The organism is Rahnella inusitata (assembly GCF_003263515.1).
GTDB lineage: Bacteria > Pseudomonadota > Gammaproteobacteria > Enterobacterales > Enterobacteriaceae > Rahnella > Rahnella inusitata.
Genome location: NZ_JYDE01000002.1, coordinates 72,912 through 89,587, shown reverse-complemented (window position 1 = coordinate 89,587; position 16,676 = coordinate 72,912). Strand labels below are relative to the sequence as shown.

The window sequence follows — 16,676 nt, the reverse complement described above, 5'->3', positions numbered from 1 at the left end:
TCTTTCCCTTGAATTAAATAGCGATAACAAAAAACGAATATGAAAGCTCATTAATAGATTTAAAATAAATTGAGTATAAAAAAGTCAATCAATAAAAATATCGACAATAATGAGTTAGTTAAATGACCGCGTGTAAAATACCAAAAATAAACAATAAGTCAACTAATTGATAAGGAATGTTTAATATATTATTTATATGGCAATCAACGAAGCATTATAAATAATAATTTAAACGCTAATATATATTTCCTGCGACTACCTCGCAATAAGCCATCTTTATTAATCAAGTAAATAAAGAGCTTTCGCCCTTTATTTACAATGGAATTAACACATTACACCGCTATCACGTACCCCATCACGCGTTTCCAGCCGACCGGCTTCTTCTCGATATAAACGCCCTGCAACTCAGGGGAGAAGCCTGGCAGCAGATTGATGCCCTCTTCCAGCGCCATGAAGTAACGCTGCACCGCGCCGCCCCACAGTTCGCCCGGCACCACGCAGAGTACGCCCGGAGGATAAGGCAGCGCGCCTTCTGCGGCGATACGGCCTTCTGCTTCACCAATCGGCACCAGCTCAATGTTGTCGCGGATAAACTCGTTATGCGCATCCTGCGCGTTCATCACCACCTGCGGGAAGCTCTTCTCGCGGAACATCTCTTTTTGCAGTTCCTTGACGTCAAAACTGACGTACAGGTTATGCATCTCCTGGCACAGCTGGCGGATGGTGTAATTTCGATAACGATCTTCATTTTTACGATACACCGTCGGCAGCACTTCGCTGAGTGGCGCATCTTCTTCGATATATTGCTCAAAACGCGCAATTTCTTCGACCAGCAACTGCATTTTGGCCGGTGTTTCTGCCGGCGTCAGCAGGAACAGGATCGAGTTCAGATCGCACTTCTCCGGCACAATGCCGTTTTCTCGCAGATAGTTCGCCAGAATGGTCGCCGGAATGCCGAATTCGGTGTACTTACCGGTCGTTGCATCAATGCCCGGCGTGGTCAGCAGCAGTTTGCACGGGTCGACAAAATACTGCTTCTCGGCATAGCCGGAGAAGGCATGCCAGCGCTCACCCGGCACGAAATCGAAGAAGCGCACGTCGTTGGCCATTTTCTCCGTTTCATGGTTCTGCCAGGCGATACCGTCAACAACCGGCGGCACGAACGGCAGAATCATCGAGCACTGTTCGAGCAGCATCTTGCGGGTTTCGATACCGAGCTTCACGCATTCCATCCACATATGTTTACCGCTGCCGCCCGCGTGGATACGCGCATTGACATCCAGCGCGGCAAACAGCGGATAAAACGGGCTGGTGGAGGCGTGCATCATGAAAGCATTATTGAGCTTTTTATGGCTGCAATGGCGCTTCTGGCCTTTGATATGGTTATCTTTTTTGTGTATTTGCGACGTCTGAGAGAAGCCAGCCTGCTGCTTGTGCACTGACTGCGTGACAATGATGCCCGGATCGTTCTCGTTCAGCTCCAGCAACAGTGGCGAGCACTCTTTCATCATCGGGATGAATTGCTCGTAGCCGACCCACGCGGAGTCAAACAGGATGTAATCGCACAGGTGTCCGATTTTATCGACCACCTGACGCGCGTTGTAAACGGTGCCATCGTAGGTGCCGAGCTGAATAATCGCCAGGCGGAACGGACGTTTCTCACCGGCGCGATCCGGCGCAACCTGTTTGATTTGATTGCGCAAATAATCTTCGTCAAAACACGCAGCATCGATACCGCCGATAAAGCCGAATGGGTTACGCGCCGTCTCAAGATACACCGGCGTCGCGCCCGCCTGGAGCAGTGCGCCGTGGTGATTAGATTTGTGGTTGTTACGGTCGAACAGCACCAGATCGCCACGGGTTAGCAGTGCATTGGTCACCACTTTATTCGCCGCCGACGTGCCGTTTAGAACGAAATAAGTTTTATCCGCGTTAAAGACTTTGGCGGCATACTTTTGCGCATCTTTCGCCGAGCCTTCGTGGATCAGCAAATCGCCCAGCTTGACGTCAGCATTGCACATATCAGAGCGGAAAATATTCGGGCCGTAGAAATCATAAAACTGACGCCCTGCCGGATGGCGACGGAAAAACTCACCGCCCTGATGCCCAGGGCAGGCGAAGGTGGCGTTCTCCATTTCGACATATTTTTTCAGCGTGTCGAAAAACGGCGGGAACAAAGCTTCTTCATAGGCCTGCGCCGCGGATTCAATCTGCGCGCCATAAAACGCCTGATTGGCGTCCGATAAGGTGATCACCCCTTTCAGCGCCGGTAAAAACTCAGGCGAAACCTGCTCGGTTCCCTGCACAGCGACAAACGCGGGAATACCAAACCCCAGCTTTTCAATTTCCGCCAGCCTGCCGTGGTTCAAATCCCCGACGGAGATAATGATGGCGGCGACGTCGGCAAAATCAGCGCGACGCAGGTCAGCCACCAGACGCGCGGTCTGGAGATAGGGGGAAACGGAGGTGCTTGCTGCAAGTTTTAAAAGTTTCATTCAGACTCTCAAACGGTTAAGTAAGAGGGTGTGCCACAGGGCACGGCAATGAGCTGGCACTTCCGTCATAAGAAAACAATGCGCAGAGTCCAGCCCGGCAATTGACGTTGGCCTGAGTGAGACGTCGAGTGTGACGGGACGATGCCGGTGCGGCAAGGTGGTGACAGTTGGCGTTTCAGGCTCAGCCACGTCTGATAGACAACAGTAAAATCAGAGCAGGAAGTGAATTCTCTGTTTTTAATAATGCCTACAGCGGGCAAACGGTAGCCTTACCGCATGAAAGGATCTGCAAAAGGAGGAAAACTGAAATCGTGGTGTTTACAGCACCCGGAGATCATCATCAGATGTGTTCTGCGCTGAGAGAAAAAACATAAAGCGCGATGTGATAAACCAGCCATGCCGCAACCCTCTTGAGCTGTCGCGTGAAAACGGGAACGGGAGTTGTTTAATAAATCGGCGCAATAATGTCATCTTTTTACCCCCTGTTCAACCCTGAACATAGCGCCAAATTCTTACAGAATGCGACACCGCCGCAGCGCGAAATTTCTCACGCCGCAGAGGCTTTCGTGGCTCAGTGAAGACGTTGAAGGGAAAAGCGGCAAATCGTTGTAAAAAACATCACTCGGGTGACCAACCCGCCGTTTGTCATAAAAACCCGTTGACGACACATGCCCAATACGGTTTAATGCGCCGCGTTGCCCGGATAGCTCAGTCGGTAGAGCAAGGGATTGAAAATCCCTGTGTCCTTGGTTCGATTCCGAGTCCGGGCACCATATTTAAAGAAACCAGCCTAACGGCTGGTTTTTTGCTTTTAGGGGTACGGACTCTCCATCGAACTCCGTTCGATTATTCGTCTCATACTTTGAATCACGCCTTCCGCCATCCCCGTGTCAGGACCTTTTCTATCTCGACAATCACAAACAGCGCGACGCCAATCAGCAATCCGATGATCCAGTAGATGAACGGCAGCGGACGTGTGCCGAACAATGTGTTCATCAGCGGGACGTAGATGATGATCGCCTGCAGGGCAAACAGCACGACAGTGACAATCCAGATCCCTTTGTTTTGCAGCAAACCACGGCTGAGGGAGAAATTATCCGAATCGCGGCAGTTGATCATGTAAACCCATTGCGCGGTTACCAGCGTTTGCAACAACACGGTGCGGATGAATTCCGGTTCATAGCCACGGGGTTGCAGCCACGCCTCAAGGATAAAGGCGCTGATGGAAATCAGTAAACCGACGAAGGCCACGCGCCAGATGGCGTATTTATCCATCACATGCGCGCTGACGTTACGCGGCGGGCGGCGCATAACGCGGCTTTCCGCTTTCTCAAACGCCAGCCCGAAGGAGAGCGTGGCTGACGTCGCCATGTTCATCCACAGGATTTGTACCGGCGTCAGCGGCAAAAGATTGCCCATCAGGATCGCGATGATGATCAGCAACCCTTGCGCAAGGTTGGTCGGCATGATGAACAGAATGGTTTTCTTCAGGTTGTCGTAAACCCGACGCCCTTCCCTGACCGCGTTGGCGATGGTGGCAAAGTTGTCGTCAACCAGGATCATATCGGCAGATTCTTTGGTGACCTCCGTCCCTTTTATCCCCATCGCAATACCGACGTTAGCCTGCTTCAGCGCGGGGGCGTCGTTTACGCCGTCGCCGGTCATCCCGACGATTTCACCGGTTTCCTGCAAGGCTTTCACCAGCCGGAGTTTATGTTCAGGGCTGGTGCGCGCAAAGATATCAAACTGCACGGCGGCCGTTCTGAGCTGCGTGTCATCCATATGCTCCAGCTCATAGCCGGTAATGGAGTTGCCGCTGTTGCCAATCCCCAGCATTTTGCCGATAGCCATGGCGGTTTCCTGATGATCACCGGTGATCATCTTGACGCGGATCCCCGCCTGCTGACATTCAGCAATCGCGACAATCGCCTCAGGCCGTGGCGGATCCATCATGCCCGCAATGCCGATCAGCACCATGCCCTGATTCAGCTCCGGGTGATCGAGCGCGGTGACCGGTTGATCGACCGGCTTCCAGGCCGCCGCCACCATACGCAGCCCTTCGCTGGCATATTGCGTGATCGCCGATTCCCAGTAAGCGCGATCCAGCGGTTGTGCGCCTTCCGGTGTTTGCTGGAACTGGCAGAGTTTGAGCAGCACATCCGGCGCGCCGGTCAGCATCACTTGTGACTGGCCGTTTCTCTCGCAGGCGATCGCCATGTATTTATAGAGTGAATCAAACGGGATTTTACTGCTGATCTGATGCGCCACCTCCGGCAGATGCGCCTTGGCGGCCAGCACTTTCAGCGCGCCTTCGGTCGGGCCGCCGGTAATTTTCCAGTGCCCCTGCGCATCCTGCGACAGCGTGCTGTCATTACACATATCCACCGTGCGCAGAAACTGGGTCAGCAGCGGCGAAGAGTCCGCAGGCTGCGGAGTCGCCTGCCCGGCAAGGGTAAAACTCCCCATCGGTTCATAACTGCTGCCTTCCACCGTCCAGACGTTGTCCGCCAGAATCACCGCTTTGACGGTCATCTCGTTCATGGTCAGCGTGCCGGTTTTATCTGAACAAATCACAGACATCGCGCCCAGCGTTTCCACCGTCGGCAGTTTGCGGATGATGGCTTTGGAACGCGCCATCGCCTGCACACCCAGAGAAAGAATGATCGAGATGATGGCCGGTAACCCTTCCGGCACCGCGGCCACCGCCAGGCTGATGACAGAAAGCAGCAGTTCACCGAACGGAATATCGCGCAGCAAATAACCGAAAATCAGTAACGCCGCCATCATGAACAAAATGATGACGAAAATAGATTTCCCCAGTTTGTCGATCTGCACCAGCAGCGGCGTTTTGTTGTCTTCTATCGAGGAAAGCATCTCATTGATATGGCCGAGTTCGGTGTGGCCGCCGGTGGCAAAAACCACCCCGCTGGCGGTACCGGAGCTGACCATGGTGCCCGAGAAAGCGAGGTTCTTGCGATCGCCGATGGATTTCTCCCCCTCCAGCGAATCGGTTTTTTTCGAAACAACGGTCGATTCACCGGTGAGAATGGCTTCTTCAACACGCAGGTTATGGACGTCGATCAAGCGCAAATCGGCAGGGATTTTGTCACCGGGACGCAGCAGAACAATATCTCCCGGCACAATTTCATCGGTCCCCACGGTAACTTGTTGTCCGCTGCGTAATACCAGCGCTTCACTGGAAAGCATATTCTGAATGCTCTTCAATGATTTCTCAGCATTATTTTCCTGAATAAAACCGATCAGGGCATTAATGACTGCCACGCCTAATATCACCAGCGTGTCTACCCAGTGCCCCATGATCCCGGTCACCACGGCGGCGGCCAGTAATATATAAATAAGGATATCTTTGAAGTGAGAGATAAACTTTATAAATAAAGACTTACCTTCTTTTTGAGGCAACACATTCGGGCCATATTGCCTGAGTTTATTTTGTGCTTCCTCGGCAGTCAGCCCTGAGAGCCCGGATTGCAGGCCAGCGAGGCTTTCTTCTACGCTCAGCTGATACCAAAGTTTATCCGATGACGACGGTTGTGCAGCCTGTGGCGTTGTATTATCCATAATCCTTTGACCCCTGAAATGGTTCACGAATAAGAGAATAACAAACGAATTATCGTGCAGGTTTCTGGCAAGATACGTAAAGCTGTATAAACTATAATATACCGTGTTAAATAGTGTTAATTACCTGCCCGGAAAAACGAATAAACAAATAAAAACAACAGCTCACACCCGTCATAACGGAATGCAGACATGATGAAATAAGTCAGTAAGATTACATGTAAATCCCTGCATATATTGTTTGTATTTATTATTTCGCGCGTTGTTCAATGAGGGGAAGTATTTTGAAAACTCGTTTTTCTCTCACGCTGGTCATCGCTTTATTGATAAGCGCCTGCGATCAGAAAACTCCGGATGCGCCGGTCTTACCGCGCCAGGTCAAAGTGGCAACGGCAGAGGCCGTAAGTCTGGCCAGTACACGGGTCTTTCCGGCACGGATCCTGGCCGGTGATAACACCGACATCGCCTTCAAACGCCCCGGCCAGCTCGATGCCTTAGACGTACGCGAAGGCCAGGCGGTGAAACAGGGGCAAATTCTCGCCCGTCTCTCCAATAATGATGCCCGCCAGCGGCTGAACGATCGCCGGAGTGCGTCCACGCTGGCCCAGCGCCAGTTCGAACGTTACCAGACGCTGGCCCGCCGGCACGTGGTGTCACAGGCCGAACTGGAAGTTCACAAAGCCAGCCGGGATTCTGCCCTCGCCGCGTTGAAAATTGCGCAGGAAGAACTGAATGATTTGAATCTGGTCGCCCCGTTCAGCGGCGTTATCGCCCGGCTGAACGTGCGTAATCATCAGGTGATTGCCGCCGGGCAACCGGTCGCCACGCTCAGCCGCGCCGATGTGCTGGATGTCATTTTCAGCGTGCCGGAAAACCTGTTCACCAGTCTGGATATCCGTAACGCGCAGTATCGCCCGTTAGTGCGTATCAACACCCTTCCCGGCCGCGATTTCACCGCCAGTTATAAAGAACACACCGCCAGCAGCGAGGCGAACACGTTAACGTGGCAGGTCACGCTGACCATGCCGCGCCCGGAAAACTTCCCGGCGGTGGCCGGGCTGAGCGGCACGGTGACCGTCAATCCGGCAAACCTCGCCACCGCAACGCCTGACAACACGCTGGTTGTTCCGGTGGAGGCGGTCTTTAACCCGGACAGCCAGCAGCGCAATCAGGCACACGTCTGGCTGATTGCCGGAGAAGGCGACAAACTGCACGTCGAAGACCGAAAGGTGACGGTGGGTGAGATGACGTCGCGGGGGATTGAAATCACCGCCGGGCTTGAGAAAGGAGACAGGGTGGTAGCCGCGGGCGTGGGTGAATTACACGCGCAGCAACCGGTACGCATCTGGACGCGGGAACGGGGTCTGTGATGGGCATCAACGACAGCTTTATCAATAACCCGACGCGCGTATGGCTGGTGATCCTGCTGCTCGGCGTGGGCGGGTTGATGGCATTGTTAAACATCGGGCGGCTGGAAGATCCGGCGTTTACCATCAAAACCGCCGTCGTCTCGGTGCAGTATCCCGGCGCCTCGTCGCAGCAGGTGGAAGAAGAAGTGACCTTGCCGCTGGAGAACGCCTTGCAACGCCTGCCTTACGTCGATAACATCACGTCAATTTCCGCCGTCGGTTTATCGCAAATCACCGTCAACATTGACTCCCGCTATCACTCCTCCGAACTTCCGCAGATTTGGGATGAACTGCGCCGCCGGGTGAATGACGCCACGCTGCAATTTCCGCCGGGCGTCAGTGCGCCCTTTGTGAATGATGATTTTGGCGACGTGTACGGCTATTTTTTCTCGATTTACGGCGACAGTTTTACCAATCCTGAGCTGCGCAAATACGCCGAACAGCTGCGCAGGGAACTGGTGCTGGTGCCGGGCGTCGGCAAGGTCGCCATCGGTGGCATCCTTCCTGAACAGGTCACGATTGAGATTTCCCGCGCAAAAATGGCGGCGTACGGCGTCACGCTGGCACGCCTTTCGACCGTGCTTAACCAGCAGAACAGGGTGTCGGATGCCGGCAGTATGACCGTCGGCAGTGAGTCGATCCGCCTGCATCCCACCGGCGGATTTCAAAACATTGATGAGCTGAATAATGTCCTCATCAGCCCGGCGGGGTCGACGCACAGCATTTATCTGCGCGACATCGCCGTCATTTCTCAGGGGGTCAGCGATCATCCGGGCAATATTTATCATGCTAATGGCCGTAACGCGCTGACCCTCGGCGTCTCTTACATTCCTGGCGTCAATGTCATGAACATCGGTCACGCCATCGAAGCCAAAATGAAGGCTTTGCAGGCGGAAAAACCCGCCGGGATCCAGCTGAAAGTCTTTTACGATCAGGCTGCCGAAGTCAAAAAATCCGTTGACGGATTTATCATTAACTTCCTGATGGCGCTGGCGATTGTGGTCGGTACGCTGCTGATATTTATGGGGCTGCGCAGCGGGATAATTATTGCGGTGTCACTGGCGCTCAATGTGCTCGGCACCTTACTTATCATGTATTTGTTTGGTATCGAACTTCAGCGTATTTCCCTCGGGGCGCTGATCATTGCCCTCAGTATGCTGGTGGATAATGCGATTGTGGTGGTGGAAGGCGTGCTGATTTCCCGTCAGCAGGGCAATCCGCTGCTGAACGCCATCTCACACATCATTAAGCGCTCCGCCCTGCCGTTGCTCGGGGCGACAGTGATCGCCATTCTGGCCTTCGCGCCCATCGGGCTTTCGCAGGATTCCACCGGCGAATACTGTAAATCGCTGTTCCAGGTGCTGCTCATTTCGCTGATGCTCAGCTGGGTGACCGCCCTGACCCTCACGCCGGTGCTGGTGAAATGGGCGTTTGCCAATATGCCGGTGGTGCAGAAAAAACCCGATGAACAGGCAGACCCTTACGGCGGCTGGATATTTCGCGTTTACCGCCGCCTGCTCAATGCCTTGCTGATCCGCCAGACCGTGACGCTGGTGGTGCTGGCGGCGCTGCTGGTGGCTTCCGTCTGGGGCTTTAGCTTTGTCAGGCAGAACTTTTTCCCTTCCTCGAACACGCCGATTTTCTTCGTCGACCTCTGGCTGCCTTACGGCACCGATATCAACTACACCGCAAAAATTGCCGGTGAGATCGAAAAAAATATCAACGGGCAGGAAGGCGTAGAAAACACCGTGACCACCGTCGGCCAGGGAGGAATGCGGTTTATTCTGACCTACAACGGCCAGCGCCAGTACTCTAATTACGCGCAAATCATGGTGCGGATGGACGATCAGCGCAAAATCGCCGGGCTTGTCCAGCGCACCGAGCAGGAGATCCACCAGAATTTCCCTGAAGTGAATGCCCGCCTGAAACGCATCATGTTTGGCCCTTCCGGCGACAGCGCGATAGAAGTGCGGATCAAAGGTTCAGATCCCGACACCTTGCGCAATATCGCCAGCCAGGTGGATCAGATAATCCTGGATGACGGCGCAGCCGACGGCGTGCGTAACGACTGGCAGGATCGCAGCAAAATGGTCCGCCCGACGTTCTCACCATACCTTGGCCGCGAGCTGGGCGTTGACAGAGCGGAAGTCGACAGTGCGTTGCAGTTGAATTTCAGCGGCAGCACGGCGGGGATTTACCGCGACGGTTCCACCCTGATGCCCGTGGTGTTACGCCCGCCAGCGGATGAACGGCTGGATGTGGATCACATGGCCAATATCATGGTGTGGAGCCAGACGCGTCAGCAGTTTATTCCGCTGAGCAATGTGGTGAGTGAGTTCCGCGTGGAGTGGGAAGATCCGCTGATCATGCGTCGCGACCGTATGCGCATGCTGACGGTGCAGACAGACCCGGATGCGGCCACCGGGGAAACCTCCGGCGACATGCTGGCGCGCATTAAACCCAGCGTCGAGGCCCTGAAACTGCCGCACGGCTACAGTATTGAGTGGGGAGGTGATGCGGAGAACTCCGCCGAGGCGCAACAGGGGTTATTCACCACGCTGCCGATCGGCTTCCTGATGATGTTTATCATTACCGTACTGATGTTCAGCTCGCTGAAAAACGCCATCGCCATCTGGCTTACGGTTCCGCTGGCGCTGATCGGCGTCACCTTTGGTTTCCTGCTGACCGGCATTCCGTTTGGATTTATGGCGCTGATTGGTTTGCTCAGTCTGAGCGGCATGTTGATCCGCAATGGGATCGTGCTGGTCGAGGAGATCAATCAGCAGAAAAAAGTGAAGAGTCAGGCTGAAGCCATTGTTTACGCGGCCACCTCGCGCCTGCGCCCTATTCTGCTGACCGCCTTTACCACCGTGCTGGGGCTGGCGCCGTTGTTACTTGATGTATTTTTCCAAAGCATGGCAGTTGTTATCATGTTCGGGCTGGGATTCGCTACAGTGCTGACACTTCTGGTTCTGCCTGTGATTTACAACTGTTTTCATCGTGAAGGACAACGCAGCCAACAATGAACACCACGGGACTCAACATTATTAAAACCCTCGGCTGCCTGACCGCCGTCACCTTTTTCACCGTGTACAACACTTACGACGATTACAACTATAACTACGACACCGTATTGGCCTTTCTGACCTTTATCTCCACCATCGCCACACCGTTATTTTTTGTGGTCAACGGCTACATGGACGCCGGTTCCTGCTCTGAGGACACCACCTCCGAATGGCAGATGAGAAAGATCCGCGGGATATTAACCCTGTTTATTTTCTGGTTCTCCCTCTATTACCTGTGGGAGCCTTATCAGAAAGGGTATCTGATCCAGCCATGGTTTATCTTTTCGCTGGTGATCATTTACACCTTCCACACGCTGGTGGACTGGCTGGCTCAGCGCACGCGCGTGCTGGCGTGCGTGATTGCCGTCTTACTGATTTTCTCTTTCGCTTACGATCTGCTGGCGCTCTATTATCCGGCGCATCAGGCGTTATCCGTGCCCGCGCAGTTCCGCATCTGGACGTGGATCCTTTATTACCTGACCGGCCAGCTGCTCTTCGACCCGGCGGTTTCCAGGCTTTATGGCCGCCCGCGCGTGGCGACCTTCGCCGCAGTGGCCATTCCTTTCGTCTATATCTTCACCTGGCTGTATGAGAAGCACTTTTTCTTCTCGCTGTTCAGGCTCGAGCGCAACAGCTTCATCCTGACCGGTTCGCAGGTGTATCTGCTGGTGGTGCTGATCATCATTGCGGCCAACGGCGTGAAAGCAGACGCGGTGAAAAGGCCGGTCGGCGAAATGGTCGGCGCGCTCGGCAAAACCATGACCGGCGTGTATATCCTCCACTACACCTTTTTCAACATCCTGATCCAGTGGATCCCGATTCACTCACTGACCGCCAAACTCTTCGTCATCCTGCTGACGTTCCTGCTCTCGGTGGTGTCTTCCACCTTGCTGCTGAAAAATAACCTGACGAAAAAGCTGATTACCTTCTGAGAATATCCGCCGTAAAACTGGCTGAACGGGCATAAAAAAAGCCGAAGAATGTAGGTGCATTCTTCGGCTTTTGAACAGGTTCGCTGAGCAGTCAGCGAGCTTCATCCATAGAGTTTAAGCCGGGCCACGGCTTTGGCAGAGGCAAGATCGGCCTGCACCATCTCAATCACCAGATCCTGCAATGAGGTTTCCGGCCCCCAGCCCAGCTTGTGGCGCGCCTTCACCGGGTTGGCGGAAGCTTTGCACTTTTCCGCCGGGCGGATATAGCGGGGGTCAACGGCCACGACCACATCCCCGACTTTTAACGCCGCGGCAATCGGGCTGATAATGGCCGCAATCACCCCTTTCTCCTCGGTACCTTTCCCGACGAAACGCAGTTTAATACCCAGCTCCAGCGCCGCGAAGGTGACGAACTGACGCACCGTATACTGGACGCCGGTGGCGATCACAAAGTCCTCCGGGCTGTCCTGCTGCAACATCGACCACTGCATTTTGACGTAATCTCTGGCATGGCCCCAGTCACGCAACGCATTGAGATTACCGAGATACAAACACTGCTCCAGCCCCTGCGTAATGTTCGCCAGCCCGATGGAAATTTTACGGGTGACAAAATGTTCGCTGCGGCGCGGGGATTCATGATTAAAAAGAATGCCGTTGCAGGCATACATGCCGAACGTTTCCCGGTAATTCACCACGGTCCAGAAATCAGAGATCAGCGCAATGGTTTGTGGCGCACAAAGGCCGGAGGTCACCATTTCATTGATGGTCATGGCGTTAACCAGGCCGCACAGTTCAGAGGGCGAGGCATGATAATAACGGGTTTTATTCGCCAGTCCCTGAGAACGGATCCCTTCCAGCATGCGCAGCGCACTGATATTCGCCCTCATGGGTGGATAACAGGCGCGCAGACATTCAGCGGTGGTCTGGCGGAGACTGCCCAGATTATAAATTTCATCTGGCCGCAGGGTGGCTAACAAATCATTCAGACTGGCATCATCAGAAAAATTTTCATCGTGAAGATGAAAATCCGGGGACTGAAGCATCAGCCCTTCAGCGGGAAATTCATTTTGCTCTCCCGCCACTACAGGAATATGTCGATTAATACCATGGACTGTATAGCCTTTTTTTAATAAAAGCTCAGCCAAATAAGAACCATCTTGTCCAGCTATACTGGTAATAAGTGCAACTTTAGACATACAGGATCCTTGGATTACAATTAAAAAGAACACATCTTTTTGGATGCACGATTAGAATTGTAAGGTCTTAAAAATAACAAATACAAACCAGACGTAAGAGGAGAAATAAGACAAGGTGAACGTAATAAAAAACCTAGTAGCTTATTTTTTTGCTCTCGCTAAATTCATTCCATTTCCCTTTTATATATTCCTCCAGCTCGCGGTGAAAACGTTCTGCAGAAAATCGCATTGCATTGTCCCGGCAGTCTTGCGCAAGAATAGAATTTCCAATCATCTCGAATTGCCGCACGGCCTGTATCACCGATGTCACACTCTGTTCGGCATAAAACAGCCCGGTCGCCTTCGTTTCGCCGTAAGGTCTGATGGTTTCGAGTACGCCACCTTTGCCAAAGGCAATGACCGGTGTGCCACAGGCCTGGGCTTCCACCGGCGTAATGCCAAAATCTTCTTCCGCAGCAAAGACAAAGGCCTTGGCGCGCCGCATATGATCCTGCATAACGGCATCAGGCTGATACCCTAAAATTTCGACATTCTTTTCGGCCTTAGCCTTAATTTTTGCCATTTCCGGGCCATCACCGATCACCACCAGCTTTTTATCCGGCATCTGGCTAAACGCCTCAACAATCAGATCAATACGCTTATAAGGCACCATGCGGGACGCGGTAAAATAAAAGTCCTCTTTCTCTTCCTGCAACAGAAAACGCGTCACATCAACTGGCGGATAAATAACATCCGCATCACGCCCGTAGACTTTTTTTATCCGGCGGGCAATGAACTGTGAGTTCGCCAGAAAGTGATCAACGCCGTTAGCCGTGCGGTAATCCCAGATCCTTATTTTGTGTAAAAACCAGCGAGCCAGTTTACCTTTCAGCCCCTTGTTTAACCCCGCCTCACGTAAATACTGATGCTGAAAATCCCATGCGTAACGTATCGGAGAATGCACGTAGCTGATGTGCAACTGGTCAGGGCCGGTTAATACCCCTTTTGCCACCGCATGGCTGCTGGACAAAATAATGTCATGCTTGGTCACGTCGAGCTGTTCAATGGCCAGAGGCATTAAGGGCAGATAGTGTTGATACTTTGTTTTGGCGAAGGGTAAACGCTGAATAAAAGAGGTGGTGGAGTCTTTGCCATAAAATAACTTTCTCGACTCATCTGATAAAAAATCCACCACGGAATAGAGTTCAGACTCCGGGTATATTTTAATAAATTCCGCGATAACTTTCTCTGCCCCGGCAAATGTCACCAGCCAGTCGGCGACAATTCCAACACTTACATCATTTGACATAATCAAACCTCAGAATTTTTATTATTCTTTGCACAAAATAGCCAGAATACTTTGTGTCTGCTTTTGCATCAGGGCGATATTACCGCGCGACTCCACATTCAGACGCACCACGGGTTCAGTGTTTGAACTGCGAAGATTAAAACGCCACTCTTCAAATTCAAGGCTGATACCGTCGGTATAATCGACGTGCAGTGCGTCGCTTTCATACACGGCCAGTACCCGGCCAATGGCTTCTTTCGGCTGAAGGATAACGCTGTTGATTTCCCCGGAGGCAGGATAGGCCTTGATACGGTCATGAATCAGGGTTCTTAATGACTGGCCTTTCACTAACAATAATTCAGCCACCAGCAGCCACGGAACCATGCCGCTGTCGCAGTAATAAAAATCCCTGAAATAGTGATGGGCACTCATTTCACCGCCGTAAACGGCATTTTCAAGACGCATACGCTCTTTAATAAAAGCATGTCCGGTTTTAGACATCACCGGCACACCGCCCGCCTGAGTGACAATATCAATGGTATTCCAGCTTAAGCGCGGGTCATGAATAATGCGCGAACCGGGGTGTTTTTCCAAAAATGCATCGGCGAGCAAGCCGACGATATAATAACCTTCAATAAATTCGCCTGTGTGGTCAAACAAAAAACACCGGTCAAAATCACCATCAAAGGCGATGCCCATATCAGCCTGATATTTGATAATGGCATCCGTGGTATCCTGACGGCACTCCGGCAATAACGGGTTAGGAATGCCGTTGGGGAAATTGCCATCAGGGTTGTGATGAACCTTAATAAACTCAACCGGCACTCCCGCCGCGATAAAACGCTGTTCAATCGCATCCACCACATGCCCCGCAGCACCATTGCCTGAATTAAGCACTAATTTGAGCGGGCGGCGAAAATGTGAAAAATCGATATAGCCGATCAGTTTATCGACATAAGCATCAAGTACCGATGCCTGCTCATAAGTGCCGCGTTTTTCAGGGGCGATATCAGTAAACTGATTCACCTCGGCAAGACGCTGTATTTCGTGAAGTCCGGTATCGCCGCTGACAGGTTTTGATTCTTCGCGCACCAGTTTCATGCCGTTATAGTTCATCGGATTATGGCTGGCGGTCACTTCAATGCCGCCATCAAGGCTGAGGTATGAAGTCGCGAAATAAATTTCTTCCGTCCCCGTGACGCCAATATCCACCACGTCCGTGCCTGAATCTTGTAATCCCCTTGCCAGAGCCAGTTTTAATGCTTCGCTGGTTAAACGGACATCGCCCCCTACTACCATTTTGGTCGGCTTTAAATATTGCCCGTAAGCCCGTCCGATGCGGTAAGCGATATCTTCATTTAATTCAGTACCCAGTTCGCCCCTGATGTCATACGCTTTAAAACACGTCAATTTCCCAGACATAATTAACCCTCAAATTAACAACGGCCATAATGGTCTTTGATACGAATGAAACTCTATTATTGTGAGTAACTTTCTGATTGGAATAACTTGATAAGAGACGATATATTTAAAATATTTTTAAAATTTAATGTTATTTATAAGCAAAAAACATACAGGCAAAGTTATCAGATTCAAAAAAACATGGACGGACTAAACGAAACCATTTCTGGCAGGAGTCATGAACTTTCCATTGATAACAAATTGAATTTTTTTCTCAACCAGGTAATAGCTTAATAGCCCGATTAAAACGGACATAAGAACCGTCAATATTCCGGCAATGAACAGGGTTAACATAGAGAAAGAGAACGTTTTGCATAACACACCATACCCCATCACAACGAATCCATGACTTAGGTACAATGAATATGATGCATCGCCCAGAACACTCAATTTCTTACAATTCCCTCCCTTAGCCAAAAACAATGTAAACAAGACAAGTGAAAGTAATGCCATAGCAATTTCTTTATATTCTTGTGTGAACCCACTGAAAGCAAGGATATAAAAACACAGAATACAAATTGAAACTGCCAAATAAATAACGGATAACTCAGAATAAAACCTGAGTATTGCCGCCTGCCATGTGTACAGGGCCATCCCTGCTATAAAGAAATAAAAAATGGGAGATGCCATAAAAAAATCTAAAGCAGGTATTGTTGTAGCAGAATTTTTTCCCATAAAAACAACCACACCGAAAATCAACGCTAGAATAAAAATAGCATGCTTTTTGGGAGTATTTAAAAAAATTAATATGGCGAATAATAAATAGTAGAATACTTCATATATCAATGTCCATCCCTGGCCGAGTACTGGGTTTATTTTATTTGGAGTGCTGTCCGAGTAGGGCAGAAGTAAATAAGATGTAATCATCTTAGTTAATGAATAGTCATGTTGTTTAAGGACTAGCCCTGACAACCAAAAAACAATCAAAATTGTAAGCCAAATCCAATAGGTTGGATATATTCTTAGCACTCTTTTCTTCATAAATAGAAAAGCTTGATCTTTATCCCATTTCTTATTGAAAGTGGTGAAGGACATAATATAGCCACTTACGATAAAGAAAATATAAACACCGACCGTCCCTACCCCCTGAATATTATCCAGGACTGCACCCGTTAAACCCGGCACGTGATGATATATATTAAACTGTGTAATTGTATGATCACAGACAACGAATAGCGCAGCTATAGCCCTTAAAGCCTGAATGCTATAACTTTTGCTGACGCTACTCTGACTATTATTCATTCTAACCTCGATATAATAGTTGCCGTAATAGTT

9 protein-coding genes and 1 tRNA gene are annotated in these 16,676 nt (G+C 51.2%); 4 read left to right on the top strand and 6 right to left on the bottom strand.

The features are described from left to right. Positions 1-332 precede the first annotated feature (332 nt). Positions 333-2,495 (bottom strand): ornithine decarboxylase SpeF, encoded by a 2,163-nt coding sequence (speF, locus tag TU92_RS01180; RefSeq protein WP_112164151.1) that lies wholly within the window; start codon positions 2,493-2,495, stop codon positions 333-335. Positions 2,496-3,192: 697 nt separating this feature from the next. Here speF and TU92_RS01175 point away from each other — a divergent pair. Continuing rightward, a tRNA-Phe gene (locus TU92_RS01175) sits at positions 3,193-3,268 on the top strand. A 94-nt stretch (positions 3,269-3,362) separates the two neighbouring features. Here the strand turns inward: TU92_RS01175 and TU92_RS01170 are convergent. Then, on the bottom strand, positions 3,363-6,074 hold the full coding sequence (locus TU92_RS01170) for a cation-transporting P-type ATPase (protein WP_112164150.1): 2,712 nt from the start codon (positions 6,072-6,074) through the stop codon (positions 3,363-3,365). Positions 6,075-6,355: 281 nt separating this feature from the next. Between TU92_RS01170 and TU92_RS01165 the strand changes: the two genes are divergently transcribed. Genes TU92_RS01165 through TU92_RS01155 form a run of 3 tightly spaced genes read left to right on the top strand, consistent with a single transcriptional unit; the run spans position 6,356 to position 11,477 of the window. Beyond that, the gene (locus tag TU92_RS01165) at positions 6,356-7,441 is read left to right on the top strand and encodes an efflux RND transporter periplasmic adaptor subunit (protein ID WP_112164149.1); all 1,086 of its coding nucleotides are present in this window, start codon (positions 6,356-6,358) and stop codon (positions 7,439-7,441) included. Beyond that, a complete protein-coding gene (locus tag TU92_RS01160) occupies positions 7,441-10,506 on the top strand; it encodes an efflux RND transporter permease subunit (protein WP_112164148.1) in 3,066 nt (1,021 codons plus the stop codon). The genes TU92_RS01165 and TU92_RS01160 overlap by 1 nt, the downstream gene beginning before the upstream one ends. Then, a complete protein-coding gene (locus TU92_RS01155) occupies positions 10,503-11,477 on the top strand; it encodes an acyltransferase (protein ID WP_112164147.1) in 975 nt (324 codons plus the stop codon). The genes TU92_RS01160 and TU92_RS01155 overlap by 4 nt, the downstream gene beginning before the upstream one ends. 101 nt (positions 11,478-11,578) lie before the next feature. On the opposite strand, the gene TU92_RS01150 is transcribed toward TU92_RS01155, so the two are convergent. The 4 genes from TU92_RS01150 to TU92_RS01135 all read right to left on the bottom strand — a co-directional run bounded on the left by TU92_RS01150 (position 11,579) and on the right by TU92_RS01135 (position 16,643). Then, complete coding sequence (locus TU92_RS01150) at positions 11,579-12,673, bottom strand: GDP-mannose 4,6-dehydratase (RefSeq protein WP_112164146.1); 1,095 nt, start codon at positions 12,671-12,673, stop codon at positions 11,579-11,581. Positions 12,674-12,806: 133 nt separating this feature from the next. Beyond that, positions 12,807-13,961, bottom strand: coding sequence for a glycosyltransferase family 4 protein (locus TU92_RS01145; protein ID WP_112164145.1), 1,155 nt, complete (start codon positions 13,959-13,961; stop codon positions 12,807-12,809). Positions 13,962-13,982: 21 nt separating this feature from the next. Then, positions 13,983-15,362, bottom strand: a complete 1,380-nt coding sequence (cpsG, locus tag TU92_RS01140; protein WP_056773333.1) for a phosphomannomutase CpsG — start codon at positions 15,360-15,362, stop codon at positions 13,983-13,985. Between the two features lie 189 nt (positions 15,363-15,551). Next, entirely contained in the window at positions 15,552-16,643 is a 1,092-nt protein-coding gene (locus TU92_RS01135) for an acyltransferase family protein (protein ID WP_112164144.1), read from the bottom strand. Between the last annotated feature and the right edge of the window lie 33 nt (positions 16,644-16,676).